The 13,757-nt window shown below is 47.9% G+C and carries 11 protein-coding genes and 2 pseudogenes; 9 read left to right on the top strand and 4 right to left on the bottom strand.

Translation table 11 applies throughout. The annotated features are described in order from the left end of the window. The first annotated feature begins 330 nt into the window (after nucleotides 1-330). Nucleotides 331-1,383 (top strand): helix-turn-helix domain-containing protein, encoded by a 1,053-nt coding sequence (locus CGC65_RS24295; RefSeq protein ID WP_002578694.1) that lies wholly within the window; start codon nucleotides 331-333, stop codon nucleotides 1,381-1,383. A gap of 802 nt (nucleotides 1,384-2,185) precedes the next feature. On the opposite strand, the gene CGC65_RS31430 is transcribed toward CGC65_RS24295, so the two are convergent. Beyond that, on the bottom strand, nucleotides 2,186-2,641 hold the full coding sequence (locus CGC65_RS31430) for a hypothetical protein (RefSeq protein WP_002578695.1): 456 nt from the start codon (nucleotides 2,639-2,641) through the stop codon (nucleotides 2,186-2,188). A 99-nt stretch (nucleotides 2,642-2,740) separates the two neighbouring features. Here CGC65_RS31430 and CGC65_RS24285 point away from each other — a divergent pair. After that, nucleotides 2,741-3,181, top strand: a pseudogene (locus CGC65_RS24285) (manganese catalase family protein); the annotation flags it as partial. 149 nt (nucleotides 3,182-3,330) lie between these two features. On the opposite strand, the gene CGC65_RS24280 reads toward CGC65_RS24285, so the two are convergent. Genes CGC65_RS24280 through CGC65_RS24270 form a run of 3 tightly spaced genes read right to left on the bottom strand, consistent with a single transcriptional unit; the run spans nucleotide 3,331 to nucleotide 5,909 of the window. Then, nucleotides 3,331-3,939: an ATP-binding cassette domain-containing protein gene (locus CGC65_RS24280; RefSeq protein WP_002568894.1), complete on the bottom strand. Its 609-nt coding sequence runs from the start codon at nucleotides 3,937-3,939 to the stop codon at nucleotides 3,331-3,333. Between the two features lie 14 nt (nucleotides 3,940-3,953). Beyond that, complete coding sequence (locus CGC65_RS24275) at nucleotides 3,954-4,703, bottom strand: ABC transporter permease (RefSeq protein ID WP_002568893.1); 750 nt, start codon at nucleotides 4,701-4,703, stop codon at nucleotides 3,954-3,956. Nucleotides 4,704-4,727: 24 nt separating this feature from the next. Then, nucleotides 4,728-5,909, bottom strand: a complete 1,182-nt coding sequence (locus CGC65_RS24270) for an ABC transporter substrate-binding protein (protein WP_002568892.1) — start codon at nucleotides 5,907-5,909, stop codon at nucleotides 4,728-4,730. A 165-nt stretch (nucleotides 5,910-6,074) separates the two neighbouring features. Here CGC65_RS24270 and CGC65_RS24265 point away from each other — a divergent pair, with 165 nt between their 5' ends. The 7 genes and pseudogenes from CGC65_RS24265 to tnpC form a co-directional block, all read left to right on the top strand. Beyond that, nucleotides 6,075-6,314, top strand: coding sequence for a (2Fe-2S) ferredoxin domain-containing protein (locus CGC65_RS24265; protein WP_002568891.1), 240 nt, complete (start codon nucleotides 6,075-6,077; stop codon nucleotides 6,312-6,314). 2 nt (nucleotides 6,315-6,316) lie between these two features. Next, nucleotides 6,317-8,350, top strand: coding sequence for a [Fe-Fe] hydrogenase large subunit C-terminal domain-containing protein (locus CGC65_RS24260; RefSeq protein ID WP_002568890.1), 2,034 nt, complete (start codon nucleotides 6,317-6,319; stop codon nucleotides 8,348-8,350). Next, entirely contained in the window at nucleotides 8,350-9,528 is a 1,179-nt protein-coding gene (locus CGC65_RS24255; protein WP_002568889.1) for a SpoIIE family protein phosphatase, read from the top strand. Before CGC65_RS24260 ends, CGC65_RS24255 begins: the two co-directional genes overlap by 1 nt. 183 nt (nucleotides 9,529-9,711) lie before the next feature. Further along, nucleotides 9,712-11,163 carry a 4Fe-4S dicluster domain-containing protein gene (locus CGC65_RS24250; protein WP_002568888.1) on the top strand — a complete coding sequence of 484 codons (1,452 nt, stop codon included), beginning with the start codon at nucleotides 9,712-9,714 and terminating at the stop codon, nucleotides 11,161-11,163. A 274-nt stretch (nucleotides 11,164-11,437) separates the two neighbouring features. Next, the gene (gene tnpA / locus CGC65_RS24245) at nucleotides 11,438-11,779 is read left to right on the top strand and encodes an IS66 family insertion sequence element accessory protein TnpA (protein ID WP_002568887.1); all 342 of its coding nucleotides are present in this window, start codon (nucleotides 11,438-11,440) and stop codon (nucleotides 11,777-11,779) included. Further along, nucleotides 11,769-12,128: an IS66 family insertion sequence element accessory protein TnpB gene (gene tnpB / locus CGC65_RS24240; RefSeq protein WP_002568886.1), complete on the top strand. Its 360-nt coding sequence runs from the start codon at nucleotides 11,769-11,771 to the stop codon at nucleotides 12,126-12,128. The genes tnpA and tnpB overlap by 11 nt, the downstream gene beginning before the upstream one ends. A 92-nt stretch (nucleotides 12,129-12,220) precedes the next feature. After that, nucleotides 12,221-13,754, top strand: a pseudogene (gene tnpC / locus CGC65_RS32830) (IS66 family transposase); the annotation flags it as partial. Nucleotides 13,755-13,757: the final 3 nt, after the last annotated feature.

The following is a 13,757-nucleotide window of genomic DNA, read 5'->3' as shown; positions in this document are numbered from 1 at the left end:
GGCTGGATATCTCATACAAGAATAATAAACTGGAACAGGTTTGTAATGATTATTCTGTCGCAAAGAAACGCTTTGGAGAGAACATGGCTATTAGAATTAACCAACGAATCATGGAACTTCAGGCTGCTGACTCAGTTGAAATGCTGGTCCGGCTTTCGATTGGGCGATGCCACCCGTTAAAAGGAAATCGCTTGGGGCAATATGCAATGGATTTAGTACAGCCTTACAGATTGGTTTTTGAGCAGAACGAAAATAAATTGGAGTTAGTCAACATAATCTCGATAGAGGATTATCATTAGTTGGTCTAATTGAGGAAAGGAGGACACTGATATGTTGCATAGTGAACATGTAATTGCCGTGCCACCTGGTGAAACTATCCGCGAACAATTGGAAAATCGAGGAATGAGCCAGAAAGAATTTGCATTAAGAATGGGAATGTCGGAAAAGCATATGAGCCATTTGATTAATGGAAAAGTTGAATTGACGCCAGAAGTGTCTTTGCGCCTTGAGTCGGTTCTGGGAATCCCGGCTAAATTTTGGACTAATCTTGAGTCGGTATATCGTGAAAGATTGGCGCGAGTTAATGAGGAACTTGAATTTGAACGGGATAGGGAAATTGCACAAAAATTTCCTTATGCAAAGCTCGCAACACTAGGATGGGTTCCGTCTACGAGAAAAATGGAGGAAAAAGTTAAAAATCTTAGAACCTATTTTGGAGTGGCGCGACTCGAAATCTTAGACACCTTGAGAGTACCGGGGATTGCATACAGAAAAATGGGAGAAAACGAAACCAGCGATTATGCATTAGCAGCTTGGGCACAAAGAGCAAGAATTGAAGCGCGAGACATTGCTGTTTCTCCTATAAATATAAAACACCTTAAAGAGTGCATTCCTGAAATTAGGATGTTAACAATTAGAGAGCCACATGTATTTTGCAGGGAATTGCATCGTATTTTAGCTGAATGTGGAATCATAATAATTTTTCTTCCACATATTAGCGGATCTTTTTTACACGGCGCTTCATTTGTTGATGGAAACCATATTGTCCTAGGGCTTACTGTTAGAGGAAAAGATGCTGATAAGTTCTGGTTTAGCCTTTTTCACGAATTATATCACATTATAGAGGGACATATTTATGATTCTTGCGAAACAAGTGAAGAGCAAGAAGTATTAGCGGATGAATTTGCACGCGACACATTGATTCCGATGAAACAATATCAAAAATTTGTTTCTCAAGGAGATATGAGTGCCCAAGCAATATGTAATTTTGCGGAGCAGGTTGGTGTTGCCCCCTGTATTATACTAGGGAGATTGCAAAAAGAAAATATAGTACCATACAATTGGCACCAAGGGCTTAAAATCCACTACAAACTAGTACAGTAGAGTAAGAGGTGGCATCTAAATGATGCTTCCTTTTATTTTATATCCAACACCAAATAAAAGAGACCTACTTAGAGAAAGAGGAAAGACGGGTAAACAATTTTATTTTTCTTCACTTTTGTTGCCGTGCTCAATACCAAGATTACAAATAATGGCATTGTTGATTCCTATTCTGGAGATGCAGTCATTAATTTGGACTGGGTAAGGGCTGGGACTGTAGTTTATAAAGTTCTTAATGGTACGTGTTTTGTCGATTTTGACATCACTGTAAAGGCGATTACAGCAGTAAATACTCTAATAGTAAGTGGATTGCCTGCCTCAACAATAGTCAGGCATGGACGCATTGCAGGCTGGGAAAACGGAAATATTTCTATGCCCTTTTATTTGAATAATACTGACATCATTGCTAATCCTTGCAGTGCAGGCCGGTATGCGGGTTGTTTTTCTTTTTCTATAATATAACCATTTTATAGCAATTATAAGCTATGCCAATCCAAAGCGTAGACAGTATGTGTATCTGATGTAACGAATTTCAATCGGCCATCTGTATCCAGATATAACGCTCCTCCGTTGGACCCAGAATTATGAAATCCGTAACCAGCACGGGTAGAATTATTTTCTTTCCACGGAGCTTCAGACACAAATTGCATGTTTAGATAAGCCCTATCATCTATGCCTGCATAAGTAATAACATACTGTTGACCAGTATATACGTTTTTTCCATACCCGGCCTTACTTGATAAATTGGTATTGAGCACAGAAAATACTAAAAAGGCAGAACCAGATACCTGGTCTGCCTAAAGAACTATTGCATTAATTTGACACCGCATTTTTCGCATACCACATGGGCATGTCCATTCACGCTGCTTAAGGCCACAATCATTTTGCCGCCACAATCTGGACATTCAGCAATCCGTTGTTCGCCCCATTTTAGCTCAGACAGGATTGGAGTAATAACTCCAAACAAATTTCTCAGACGAATAATATCCTTGTCATTGTCATCGGCCAGTTTTCCGCCGGCTTGAACAAATTCCTCAATGACTGAAAAGTCAGGATGATCTAAGAGCTTTGGTTCGTATGTAGCAATATTTTCCTCGCACTCTCCACAATCCATTACAATTCCTTTGATAAGCGCATCCTCCTTTACATAACAATATCCTCCGCACTCGCAAGTGCATTTCCATATGCGCCGGAAATTATGATTTTTCCAGCTCCATTTTGTGGTTAGGGCACCAAACCGCATACCAGGTATCACATTCATACCAACATCTCCTTTCACGATCTATTATAACGCAGGAAAATAAAAGAAGTTCTGGTAATTAATGGTATATATTTATACGTATAGAGATTGTGTGCATACGAACTTGCACATCTGGAAATCGTGGCTGCCATTATCCATCAGCTGACAAAGGGACTGACTGCCGACCAGTTGGTAGAGCAGGGCTTCGGACCTTACTATATCGATCACACCACAGGTATCTGGCCCCAGGCGGCAGGAGGAATTCCTTTTAATGCATGTGAGTTCCAGTCCAAGGGAGACGTAATTACGGACCTTCATGAGGATATGGCTGCAGAGCAGAAAGCCAGGAGCACCTATGACAATATCCTGCGCGTTGTGAAGGATTATGACGTCTGTGAACCCATCAAATTCCTGAGGGAAAGGGAAGTCGTTCATTATCAGAGATTCGGTGAACTGCTGCGTATCACCCAGGAGAAGCTGGACAGCAGGAATTTCTATGCGTTCAACCCTGCCTTCGATATGCAGTTACCATCCTGCCAGGACCAGATGAGACAGATGTAAGTTCATTCTTTCGTACCAGCGCAGGTGACTGAATCAGGCTGTTTATACGAATTGTATTCAGAATTATATGTGAAAGGCGCTGCAGGCCCAGGGGAAAAACCATGGGCTGCAGCGCTTTTCTTTGGCTCGGTTAATGTATATCGTACATATCATACGTCCATACAGTTTTCCAATCTCACCAGCTCTCCGCCAATGAGTTCCACATCCTCCTCCTGGTGGGTTGAGAGGATTAAAAGCCGTCCGTCTTGTTTTTCCCTGATATATGAAATGACATTGCATTTCAATTCGTCATCCATGCCGGTAAAAGGTTCATCCATGAGAAGAATATGGGAGGGGATAAGAAGGGCACGGGCGACAGCCACACGGCGCTTCATGCCGCCGCTTAAGGTGGATACAGGGCGGTTCAGGCATTCCTCCGGAAGCAGGCGGGCCAATTCCCATTTAATACGGGGAGCCTTGAGCGACCGGCCGGCACACATGGCTACATTTTCAATCGGAGAAAAGGATTCGCAGAGCCGGTCCTCCTGAAAGACAGCGGAAGCAGGCAGGGAACTCATGTCCTGGGGGGTTCCGTCTGCCAGTATCAAGCCATGGTCTGCTTGCTCCAACCCCATGAGAATGCGCAGCAGAGTAGTTTTGCCTGAACCGGATGGACTCATGAGACAATAACATTGGCCCTGCTGAAAGGACAGGTTCAGGTTCTTTAATACGGGCAGCCCGTCATAGGATTTGGAAATATGTTGCAATTCCAGGGTCATTCCATACACGCTCCTTAATGCTTTATTTTCTTTAGCAGATAAAGAAAAAAACGTTCAAACAATGCGCTGATTATTATGATGACAAAGGTCCAGGCAAATAGCCCGGCCGTGTCAAGATACAGTTTGGAGTAGTACAGCTGTTCTCCGATGGAACCTTCCGGTATGCCGATGACTTCCGCGGCCACGCCGGATTTCCAGCTCATACCAAGAGCTGTACGGCACCCGTTTACAAGGTATGGAAGGAGGGCTGGCACATAGATATAGTGGATGCGCTTCCACATGGGCATACGGAAAACTCGGGCCATTTCCAGCAGTTTTTTATCCGTGTGTTTCAGCCCGGACAGAGTGCTCACATAGACCATGGGCACCACCACCAGAAAAGAGGTGAATACTGCCAGGTTGCGGGAGCCAATCCATATCAGTGCCAGGATAACAAAGGAGGCAACCGGAACAGATTTAATCAGAAGCATGACCGGGTCCAGCAGCTCCTTTACCAGGGGAAAGAGGTAGGCCAGGCTTCCCAGGAGGATGCTTAGGGCAAAGGCCCCCAGGAATCCAAGACTTATCCTGGCAAAGGAATTCAGGATGGTGGCCCAGAAGGCCGGGTCCGCCGCCTGTTCTGCCAGGGCCTTTACCATGTCCAGAGGGCCTACGAATATAATATTGTTGTGTATCAGGAGATTGGCTGTCTGCCATACTGCAATCCAGAACAGCCAAACCAGATATTTACGTATTCGTGTGATGTGATTTGTAGGTTGATTCATGAGGGATGTCTCCGCAGTTAGGGGTTAGGGCATATAGTAAAAATCATCTCCGGGCATCTGTCCGCCGATGGATTTTGGGTCCTGTTCATGTAAGGTGGAGAGGTAACCGCTCAATGCGTCCTTCATCTCCTGACCGGTCAGACATACAATATTACAGTAGGGAAGGGCTTTCTGGGCAATGGGGGCTTTTTCCACAATACCCTGCTCAGCAATCAGCCTGGATGCATCCTCCGCATGTTCTGTGGCAAAAAGGGTGGAGGCCTCATGGTCCTTTATGAAGTCTGCAACAGGGGAGCGGTTTTCCCTGAGAAAATCGCTGCGTACCAGGGTAACTCCTGTCACCAGCATGCTTCCGGTGTCCTTGTTCAGCATGTTCCACTGTTCTGTTAAATCCAGCACTGTTTTTAGGTCAGGGTTCTGGATGCAGGCAGCAGTGGCAAAGGGCTGCGGCAGAACTCCGATGGCGCTGGAATCCTGTTTTAGCAGGGACGCCACTTCTGTGGCCTCGGATTTGAACTGAAGGTCCACATCAGATGTAGAAAGACCATTTTCCTTTAAAAGGTAATTCATGACGTATTCAGGGGTGGTTCCCTTTCCTGTCATATAAATGGTGCGTCCCTTTAAGTCAGCCATGGAGGAAATGGAATCATCTGAGGCAACCACATAGAGGACACCCAGGGTGTTGATATCCAGGACCGTGATATTTCCCTGGGTCTTGGCGTAGAGTACACTGGCAACATTGGCAGGCAGCAGGGCGATATCCAGATCGCCGTTTGCAATCTTGCCCACCAGTTCATCAGCCTTGCCGGCCATGGTAAATTCATAAACATTGGAGGTCTCGCCCCTGGAAGCCTTGTCCATCAGGGATACAAGTCCCATGGAGGTAGGGCCTTTTAGAGAGCCTACACGGATGGCTGCCTGACAGGTCAGCTTGTTTTCATCAAAACCCGTGTTCAGTTCATCGCCGGAACCGGATTCAGAGGAGGACACTGCGCCGGAAGCGCTTTCTGAGGCCTGGTCCTGGGAGGCTTTTTCACCGTTCTGGTTTATGGTCTGTGCGTCGGCCTGGGCTTCCGTCTGTGTCCCGGCCTGGGCTTCCGTCCGAGCCTCTGTGGCAGGTGTGCCTGAGGTGCTCTTGCCGCATCCGCCCAGCACCAGGGAGATACCCATAAATGCTATTAAAAGTAAAGAAACATGTTTTTTCATAGTACTTCAACTCCTCTCGTAAATATCATTAACTATAGCACAACAGCCCTGTCTTTTCTATAAAATATTTGAGAAATATTATTGATATAAATATCACAATGTGAGATAATGAAGCCATGGTTTGGGGTGAGCCCATAATACACGCAGATAGTGGAGGAATAAGGGATGAAAGTAACGATATGTATTGGAAGCGCCTGTCATTTAAAGGGATCCAGAGAGATTATCAGTAAGCTCCAGAAGCTGGTGGATGAGAACGGCCTGTCTGATAAGGTGGATTTAAACGGTGCGTTCTGTTCCGGAAATTGTGACCATGGAGTGTGCGTGACGGTGGAGGGCGAGTTGTATTCCCTGAAGCCGGAAGATACAGAAGAATTTTTTGAAAATGAGATAAAGGGGAGACTTTGATTATGGGCATGGAAATCATAGATTTCAAAGCCACAAAGTGCAAACACTGCTATAAATGCGTCCGCTACTGTGGGGTAAAGGCCATCCAGGTCAAGGATGAGCGGGCGGTCATCATGCCGGACAAGTGTATCCTGTGCGGTCACTGTCTGAAGATCTGTCCTCAGTCAGCAAAAACCCTTAAGAGCGACCTGAACATGGTTCGCGGATTTTTGCGCGAAGGCATGCGTGTGGTGGTGTCCATAGCACCGTCCTATATGGGTTTATTAAAATACAAGACAATCGGTCAGGTGCGGGGGGCTCTGCTGCGCCTGGGATTCGAGGATGTGAGAGAGACTTCCGAGGGAGCTGCTTTTGTGACGGCTGAGTATACGAAGCTTCTGGCAGAGCACAAGATGGAGAATATTATAACCACATGCTGCCCAAGTGCTAATGACCTGGTGGAAATCTACTATCCACAGCTTATACCCTGCCTGGCACCGGTTGTGTCTCCCATGATTGCCCACGGAAAGCTTTTGAAGGAAGAACTTGGATGTGATGTGAAGGTCGTGTTCCTTGGACCGTGTATTGCCAAGAAGAAGGAAGCCATGGACCTGAGGCATGAGGGCTATATTGATGCTGTATTAAATTTTAATGACATAAACAAATGGCTGGAGGAAGAAGACATCGTAATCGGGGACTGTGAAGACCGGCCATTTACCGCATTTGACCCAAAGGTAAACCGCCTGTATCCTGTGACCAACGGCGTGGTGAATTCCGTGCTGGCTACCGAGGAGAAGGGGGATGGATACAGAAAGTTCTATGTCCACGGGGAAGACAATTGTATTGATTTGTGCAAGAGTATGTCCCGGGGAGAAATCAAGGGCTGTTTTATAGAGATGAATATGTGTTCCGGCGGCTGCATCAAAGGCCCCACGGTAGATGAGGAGTTTATATCCAGGTTTAAGGTTAAGCTGGACATGGAGGAGAGCATCTGCAGGGAGCCGGCTGAGGAAACGCAGATGGAGCCGGTATGGGAAAATGTGAATTTCAGGAAGCAGTTCGAGGACCATTCCCCCAGGGACCCCCAGCCTACGGAGGAACAGATACGGGAAATCCTGCGAATGACCAACAAACTGAAGCCGGAGGATGAGCTGAACTGCGGCGCCTGCGGTTACCCTACCTGCCGTGAAAAGGCCATTGCCGTATTCCAGCACAAGGCAGAGGTAAGCATGTGTATCCCGTTTATGCATGAAAAGGCGGAATCCATGGCCAACCTGGTGATGGAGACTTCACCCAACATCGTACTGATTGTGGGAGATGACATGCGCATCATGGAGTACTCGGATGTGGGCGAGAGATATTTTGGAAGGACCCGTTCCCAGGCATTGCAGATGTATCTGTATGAACTTATCGACCCAGTGAACTTCCAGTGGGTATTTGATACACACCAGAACATCCACGGCAAGCGGGTGAATTATCCGGAATATAATCTTTCCACCCTGCAGAACATTGTGTACATAGAAAAGGAAAATGCAGTCCTGGCCACCTTCATAGACATAACCCGTGAGGAGGAGCTGGCCCAGGAAGAATATGAGAGAAAGCTGGAAACCATAGATCTGGCCCAGAAGGTCATCCACAAACAGATGATGGTGGCTCAGGAGATAGCAGGTCTGCTGGGAGAGACAACAGCCGAGACAAAAACCACCCTGACCAAGCTGTGCCACTCCTTGCTGGAGGATGGCAGCGATGCCGGGTATGCCGGGGGAGAAAGAGAGCGGGAAATTCCTGGCGTACAGCTGGGAAGCGGAGCCGTGCCCTTAAAGGGTGTCATGACAGCCGGGGGCTCCGGCGGAGCGGAAGCCGGACAGATATCAGGAACCGGGCCGGCATCAGAACCGGCATCAGGAGCCGGGAATCCGGCAGATAATGCCGGTGAACAGAAAAAGCCTACGGGGTATGTCCATATAGGCAGCGCCAATCCGGGCGGGGGAAAGTCCGGGTATGTCCATCTGAGCAATGTGGATTTAAAGAAACCAGGCGGCAACGGAGGTAAATAATGGGAATTACAGTGGATGTTGCATATAAAAGCCTGAACAAGTACACCGAAATCCTGTGCGGGGACAAGGTAGAGCTTTTGCAGACCGAGGATTCCAACATCATGATTCTGGCGGACGGTATGGGAAGCGGAGTCAAGGCCAATATCCTGTCCACGCTGACCTCTAAGATATTAGGAACCATGTTCCTTAATGGGGCTACCCTGGAGGAGTGTGTGGATACCATCAGTGAGACTCTCCCCATCTGTCAGGTCAGGCAGGTGGCTTATTCCACCTTCAGTATACTGCAGGTATACCACAACGGGGATGCGTATCTGGTGGAATATGATAATCCCGGATGCATATTTATCCGGGACGGAAAGCTTATGCAGATTCCGAAAAATGTACGGGTCATGCAGGGCAAGGAAATCAATGAATACAGGTTCAAGGTCAAAAAAGGCGATGCCCTGATTCTCATGAGCGACGGCACCATCCATGCAGGGGTGGGTGAACTGCTGAACTTTGGATGGCTGTGGCAGGACATTGCGGACTATGCAGTGAGACAGTATCCTCTGACCGTGTCGGCCATGCGTCTGGCCGCCAGCATCAGCAGGGCCTGTGACGAGCTGTATCAGTTCCGTCCAGGGGATGATACTACGGTGGCGTGCATGCGGATTATTGACAGCAAGCCTGTTCACCTTATGACCGGACCTGCAAGGAATCCGGAAGACGACGTTCGTATGGTCCAGGATTTTATGGATGATCCCAATGCCAGGACCATTGTATGCGGGGGAACCAGCGCCACTATCGTGTCCAGGGTGCTGGGGAAGAAACTGGATGTATCACTGGATTATGTGGATCCGGAGATACCTCCCATTGCATACATGGAAGGTGTGGATTTGGTTACGGAGGGAGTTCTTACCCTTAACCGGGTACTTCAGCTGCTTCGCAGGTATGTGAAAAATGAGACTGTATCCGAAGAATTTTTTCATGAATTGGATAAGCCCAACGGGGGTTCTATGGTGGCCAAGGTGCTCATAGAGGACTGCACGGAGGTGCACCTGTATGTGGGGAAGGCAATCAACAGTGCGTACCAGAATCCGGGACTTCCCTTTGACCTGGGTATCCGCCAGAATCTGGTGGAACAGCTGAGGCATGTGATTGAGGAGATGGGAAAGACAGTAGTGGTGACATATTACTAATGTTGTATGTCATTTAATACTTGCTTTTTCAGGGTAAATATAGTAGATTTCTAGTGTTGATATAATTTTAACAAACTCGAATTGTGATATAGAAGCAGACATATATGGGATAAGCCAATGATATGTAATGCGCAGGAGACCATAGGACGGTCTCCAAGTGCCCGTAACAAGGAGGAGAAAAAGATGGTAACCAATGATGCGACAATCCTGCGTTTGAAACATGATGTACTTTACGAGGTGGCTAAAGCTGCATGGGAAGGGAATCTGGACGAGAAGCGGGAGCAGATTCCATATTCCATGATACCAGGGCCTCAGGCGACTTACCGCTGCTGTATTTATAAGGAAAGAGAAATTATCCGGCAGAGGGTCCGCCTGGCAGAAGGAAAATGTCCAACCGGGAAGGACACATCCAATGTGGTCCAGGTTATCAATGCTGCCTGTGAGGAGTGTCCCATTGCATCCTACATAGTAACTGACAACTGCCGTAAATGTATGGGAAAGGCCTGCCAGAACTCCTGTAATTTCGGAGCCATCAGCATGGGACGTGAGCGGGCCTATATCGAGCCCGGCAAATGTAAGGAATGCGGCAAGTGCTCACAGGCCTGTCCCTATAACGCCATTGCCCATCTGGAGCGTCCGTGTAAGAAAATTTGTCCGGTGGATGCCATCACTTATGATGAGTATGGCATCTGCGTGATTGATGAGAAGAAATGTATCCAGTGCGGAGCCTGCATCCATAGCTGTCCGTTCGGAGCCATAGGGTCCAAGACCTTCATGGTAGATGTGATTCGCCTGATTAAGGCAGGAAAACGGGTGGTTGCCATGGTGGCGCCTGCCACAGAGGGGCAGTTCGGCCCTGACATTACCATGGCCAGCTGGAAAATTGCATTAAAGCAGCTGGGATTTGCGGACATGATAGAAGTGGGATTGGGCGGAGACATGACCGCTGCCTATGAGGCAGAAGAATGGGCCCAGGCCCATAAGGAGGGAAAGAAGATGACTACCTCCTGCTGTCCCGCGTTCGTGAACATGATTAAGCAGCATTTTCCAATGTTACTGGAGAATATGTCCACCACGGTGTCGCCTATGTGCGCAGTGTCCAGAATGATAAAGAGCGGGGATCCGGATACGGTTACTGTATTTATTGGCCCCTGCATAGCCAAGAAGAGCGAGAGCCTGGATTTAAATGTAAAGGGAAATGCAGATTATGCCATGACCTTTGGTGAGATAAGAGCCATGATGCGCGCCAAGGGAGTAGAGCTTCAGCCGGCCGAGAACGATTATCAGGAAAGCTCTGTGTTTGGAAAGCGTTTTGGCAACGGCGGCGGCGTGACAGCGGCCGTACTGGAATGCCTGAAGGAAATGGATGAAAACACAGATGTCAAAGTAGCCCGCTGTAACGGAGCCGCAGAGTGTAAGAAGGCATTGCTGCTCATGAAGGTGGGAAAGCTTCCGGAAGATTTCGTGGAAGGCATGGCCTGTGTAGGCGGCTGCGTAGGAGGTCCCAGCCGGCATAAAACTGAGACCGAGGCCAAGAAGGCCAGGGAACAGCTGATTGGGTCTGCCGAGGAGAGGCATGTGCTGGAGAATCTGAAGAAGTATCCTATGGATGAGTTTTCGATGCATAGGCATTAAGCTACGGTAGTTTAGATGACGAATTGTGGTTTTGGAGAAAAATGAAGAATAAAACCACAAGATATAGTGGTTTTTGAGGGGAAATTGAGTGAATTTGCGGCCTGGAAATGGGTGTTTTTCAGGGCGTGAGAAATAGATGCCTTGTAAGTGATTCATAATGAGTAGGCTGATTAGAGCCCCAGTCTGTGAGATAATAGGCTCCTAGAAGAATCTACTTGAAAAACTTTGAAAACTTTTAGAAGTTTTTCAAGTAACTCAAAGGATGCTACTCTCTATGAACGAGGTCGTCGAAGTACGAATGGCTAGTTGGAAAGCCATGGTCCAAGAACGTAGTGCCAGCGGCCTATCCATCGAAGAATGGTGCGCAGCAAACAATGTCAGTGAGTCACAGTATTACTATCGCCTCAGGCAGCTGCGCAATACAGCGCTGGCTGCGGCAGGCCAGACGTCCATGGAACATACCGGTGGATTCATGCGGGTTCCCTTTTGCCCTGCGGACCCTTCTTCCGCTGTTGCTCTCCGAATCCGTCGTGCGGATACCGTCATTGAAGTCAGCGGTGATGCGCCAGACAATATCCTCGCTTTTCTTAAGGCGGTGATGACCGATGTTGTCTAAGATGAATGGTTTCGAAGCAATTTATCTCTATGCGGGTAAAAGTGATCTGCGCAAGGGAATCGATGGTCTGGCCGCTCTTGTAAAGGAACAGTTCAATCTTAACCCTTTTCAGAAAAATGTCCTCTTCCTTTTTTGCGGGACCAGATCAGACCGATTCAAAGGGCTGGTCTGGGAAGGCGATGGGTTCTGCCTTGTTTACAAGCGCATAGAAGCCGGCCGTCTCCGATGGCTCCGCAGTCAACAGGAAGCTGTGCAGCTCAGCCAGGCTGAACTCCAGCGGCTTCTTGATGGTATGACGATCCTGGAACGTCCGACCATAAAAAAGGTCAACTGCACACAAGTATTCTAAATTGGAAATGTTTCCAAATCAATCAGTGGCTTTTCCCGAGCGTTTCTGGTATACTTTCCTAAATGAAATTCAGGAAGGGGGAGTCTTGGACGATGGCGGTAAGACTGGACGAACAAGAACTATCAAACCTTGACAAACAAACATTGATCAAGATGTATCTGGGACTTCAGGACTCCATGGAGAAGCTCAGCCAGAGTATTGATATCCTTACGGAGGAGGTCATTCATCTGCGCCAGCATCGGTTTGGTCGTTCTTCCGAAAAGGGCCTGACGGAAGCGGAGGGTCACTTCCAGCTTGGTTTCATGTTTAACGAAACCGAGATGACGGTTGATTTGAATCCGGATATCCTGGAACCTACCTTCGAAGAAATCCACTAGAAGGCTTATAAACGCGGAAAAAAGGTGATTGGAAAACGCGGGGAAGAACTGAAGGATCTGCCCGTAAGCACAGTCAGCCATCCCGTCTGCGAAGCACAACTCCAGAGAGCGTTCCCAGATGGGAAATATAAGCAGCTCCCTGATGAAGTTTATAAGAGACTGGCTTTCCATCCCGCCTCCTTTGAGGTAATCGAGCATCATGTAGAGGTCTTTGTGAGCACGGACGGCAGGACGTTCGTGCGTGGTGAGCGTCCCGCTGATCTTCTGCGCAACAGCATCGTGACGCCTTCCCTCGCCGCAGGTATCTACAACGCCAAGTATGTCAATGCACAGCCAATCCAGCGACTGGTAAAAGAGTTCGAGCGCTGTAACGTTTTCCTTCCGGAACCGACCATGTGCCGCTGGGCGAATGTCTGTTCAGACTGTTACCTGAAGAGGATTTATGACCGTCTCAGGGAAAAACTCAATGACTATCATGTCCTCCACGCAGATGAAACACCAGTTGAAGTACGAAAGGATGGTCGCCCTGCCAGATCCAGGAGTTATATTGTGGGTGTACCGGACCGGATCACTGGAAGCACATCCTTTTGTCCTTTATGAATACCAGAAAGGACGCAAAGCGGATTATCCGAGACAGTTTCTAAAGGATTGCAGTGGCATCTGCGTGACGGACGGATATGAGGTATACCATTCAATCGCGAGGGAACGGAACGACCTTACGATTGCCGGATGCTGGTCCCATGCCAGAAGGGACTTTGCCGATGTTGTGAAGTCTGCCGGTAAGGAAAAAGGGTCCGTTCAGGAGTCCATCTGCTATAAGGCGTTCCAGATTATACAGACCATGTTCCGGTATGAGCAGGGTTATGCGGATATGCCTCCCGAAGAGAGTCTGGAACAGCGAAAAAGAAACGTTGCCCCATTGGTTGCCGCATTCTTTGCGTATCTGAAATACGAGCAGGGTCACGTAGCGCCAAAAATGAAGACTGGCAGGGCAATCAGCTACTGCATCAATCAGGAATCGTTTCTGCGGGTATTTCTTACAGATGGTGCTGTCCCGATGACAAACAATGCTGCGGAGCAAAGTATTCGCCCCTTTACTCTGGGCAGGAAGAATTGGTATCTGATTGATACGAGCGGCGGAGCAAAGAGCAGTGCCATTGCCTACAGCATAGCTGAAACTGCCAAAGCGAATAACCTGAAGCCATACGAGTATTTCAAATATCTGTTGGAGGAGCTGCCCAAGCACGGAGCT

The sequence above is a fragment of the Enterocloster bolteae genome, from assembly GCF_002234575.2.
Classification (GTDB): domain Bacteria; phylum Bacillota; class Clostridia; order Lachnospirales; family Lachnospiraceae; genus Enterocloster; species Enterocloster bolteae.
Note: the sequence above shows the minus strand (reverse complement) of the source record. Positions and strands in the feature narration are given on the sequence as shown.

What these genes read in the sequence shown, in the direction of transcription:
- tnpA (WP_002568887.1), top strand. Translation starts at nt 11,438, where the DNA reads ATGAACGAGGTCGTCGAAGTACGAATGGCTAGTTGGAAAGCCATGGTC.
- CGC65_RS24260 (WP_002568890.1), top strand. Translation starts at nt 6,317, where the DNA reads ATGGGCATGGAAATCATAGATTTCAAAGCCACAAAGTGCAAACACTGC.
- CGC65_RS24295 (WP_002578694.1), top strand. Translation starts at nt 331, where the DNA reads ATGTTGCATAGTGAACATGTAATTGCCGTGCCACCTGGTGAAACTATC.
- CGC65_RS24265 (WP_002568891.1), top strand. Translation starts at nt 6,075, where the DNA reads ATGAAAGTAACGATATGTATTGGAAGCGCCTGTCATTTAAAGGGATCC.
- tnpB (WP_002568886.1), top strand. Translation starts at nt 11,769, where the DNA reads ATGTTGTCTAAGATGAATGGTTTCGAAGCAATTTATCTCTATGCGGGT.
- CGC65_RS31430 (WP_002578695.1), bottom strand. Translation starts at nt 2,641, where the DNA reads ATGAATGTGATACCTGGTATGCGGTTTGGTGCCCTAACCACAAAATGG.
- CGC65_RS24280 (WP_002568894.1), bottom strand. Translation starts at nt 3,939, where the DNA reads ATGACCCTGGAATTGCAACATATTTCCAAATCCTATGACGGGCTGCCC.
- CGC65_RS24270 (WP_002568892.1), bottom strand. Translation starts at nt 5,909, where the DNA reads ATGAAAAAACATGTTTCTTTACTTTTAATAGCATTTATGGGTATCTCC.
- CGC65_RS24275 (WP_002568893.1), bottom strand. Translation starts at nt 4,703, where the DNA reads ATGAATCAACCTACAAATCACATCACACGAATACGTAAATATCTGGTT.
- CGC65_RS24250 (WP_002568888.1), top strand. Translation starts at nt 9,712, where the DNA reads ATGGTAACCAATGATGCGACAATCCTGCGTTTGAAACATGATGTACTT.
- CGC65_RS24255 (WP_002568889.1), top strand. Translation starts at nt 8,350, where the DNA reads ATGGGAATTACAGTGGATGTTGCATATAAAAGCCTGAACAAGTACACC.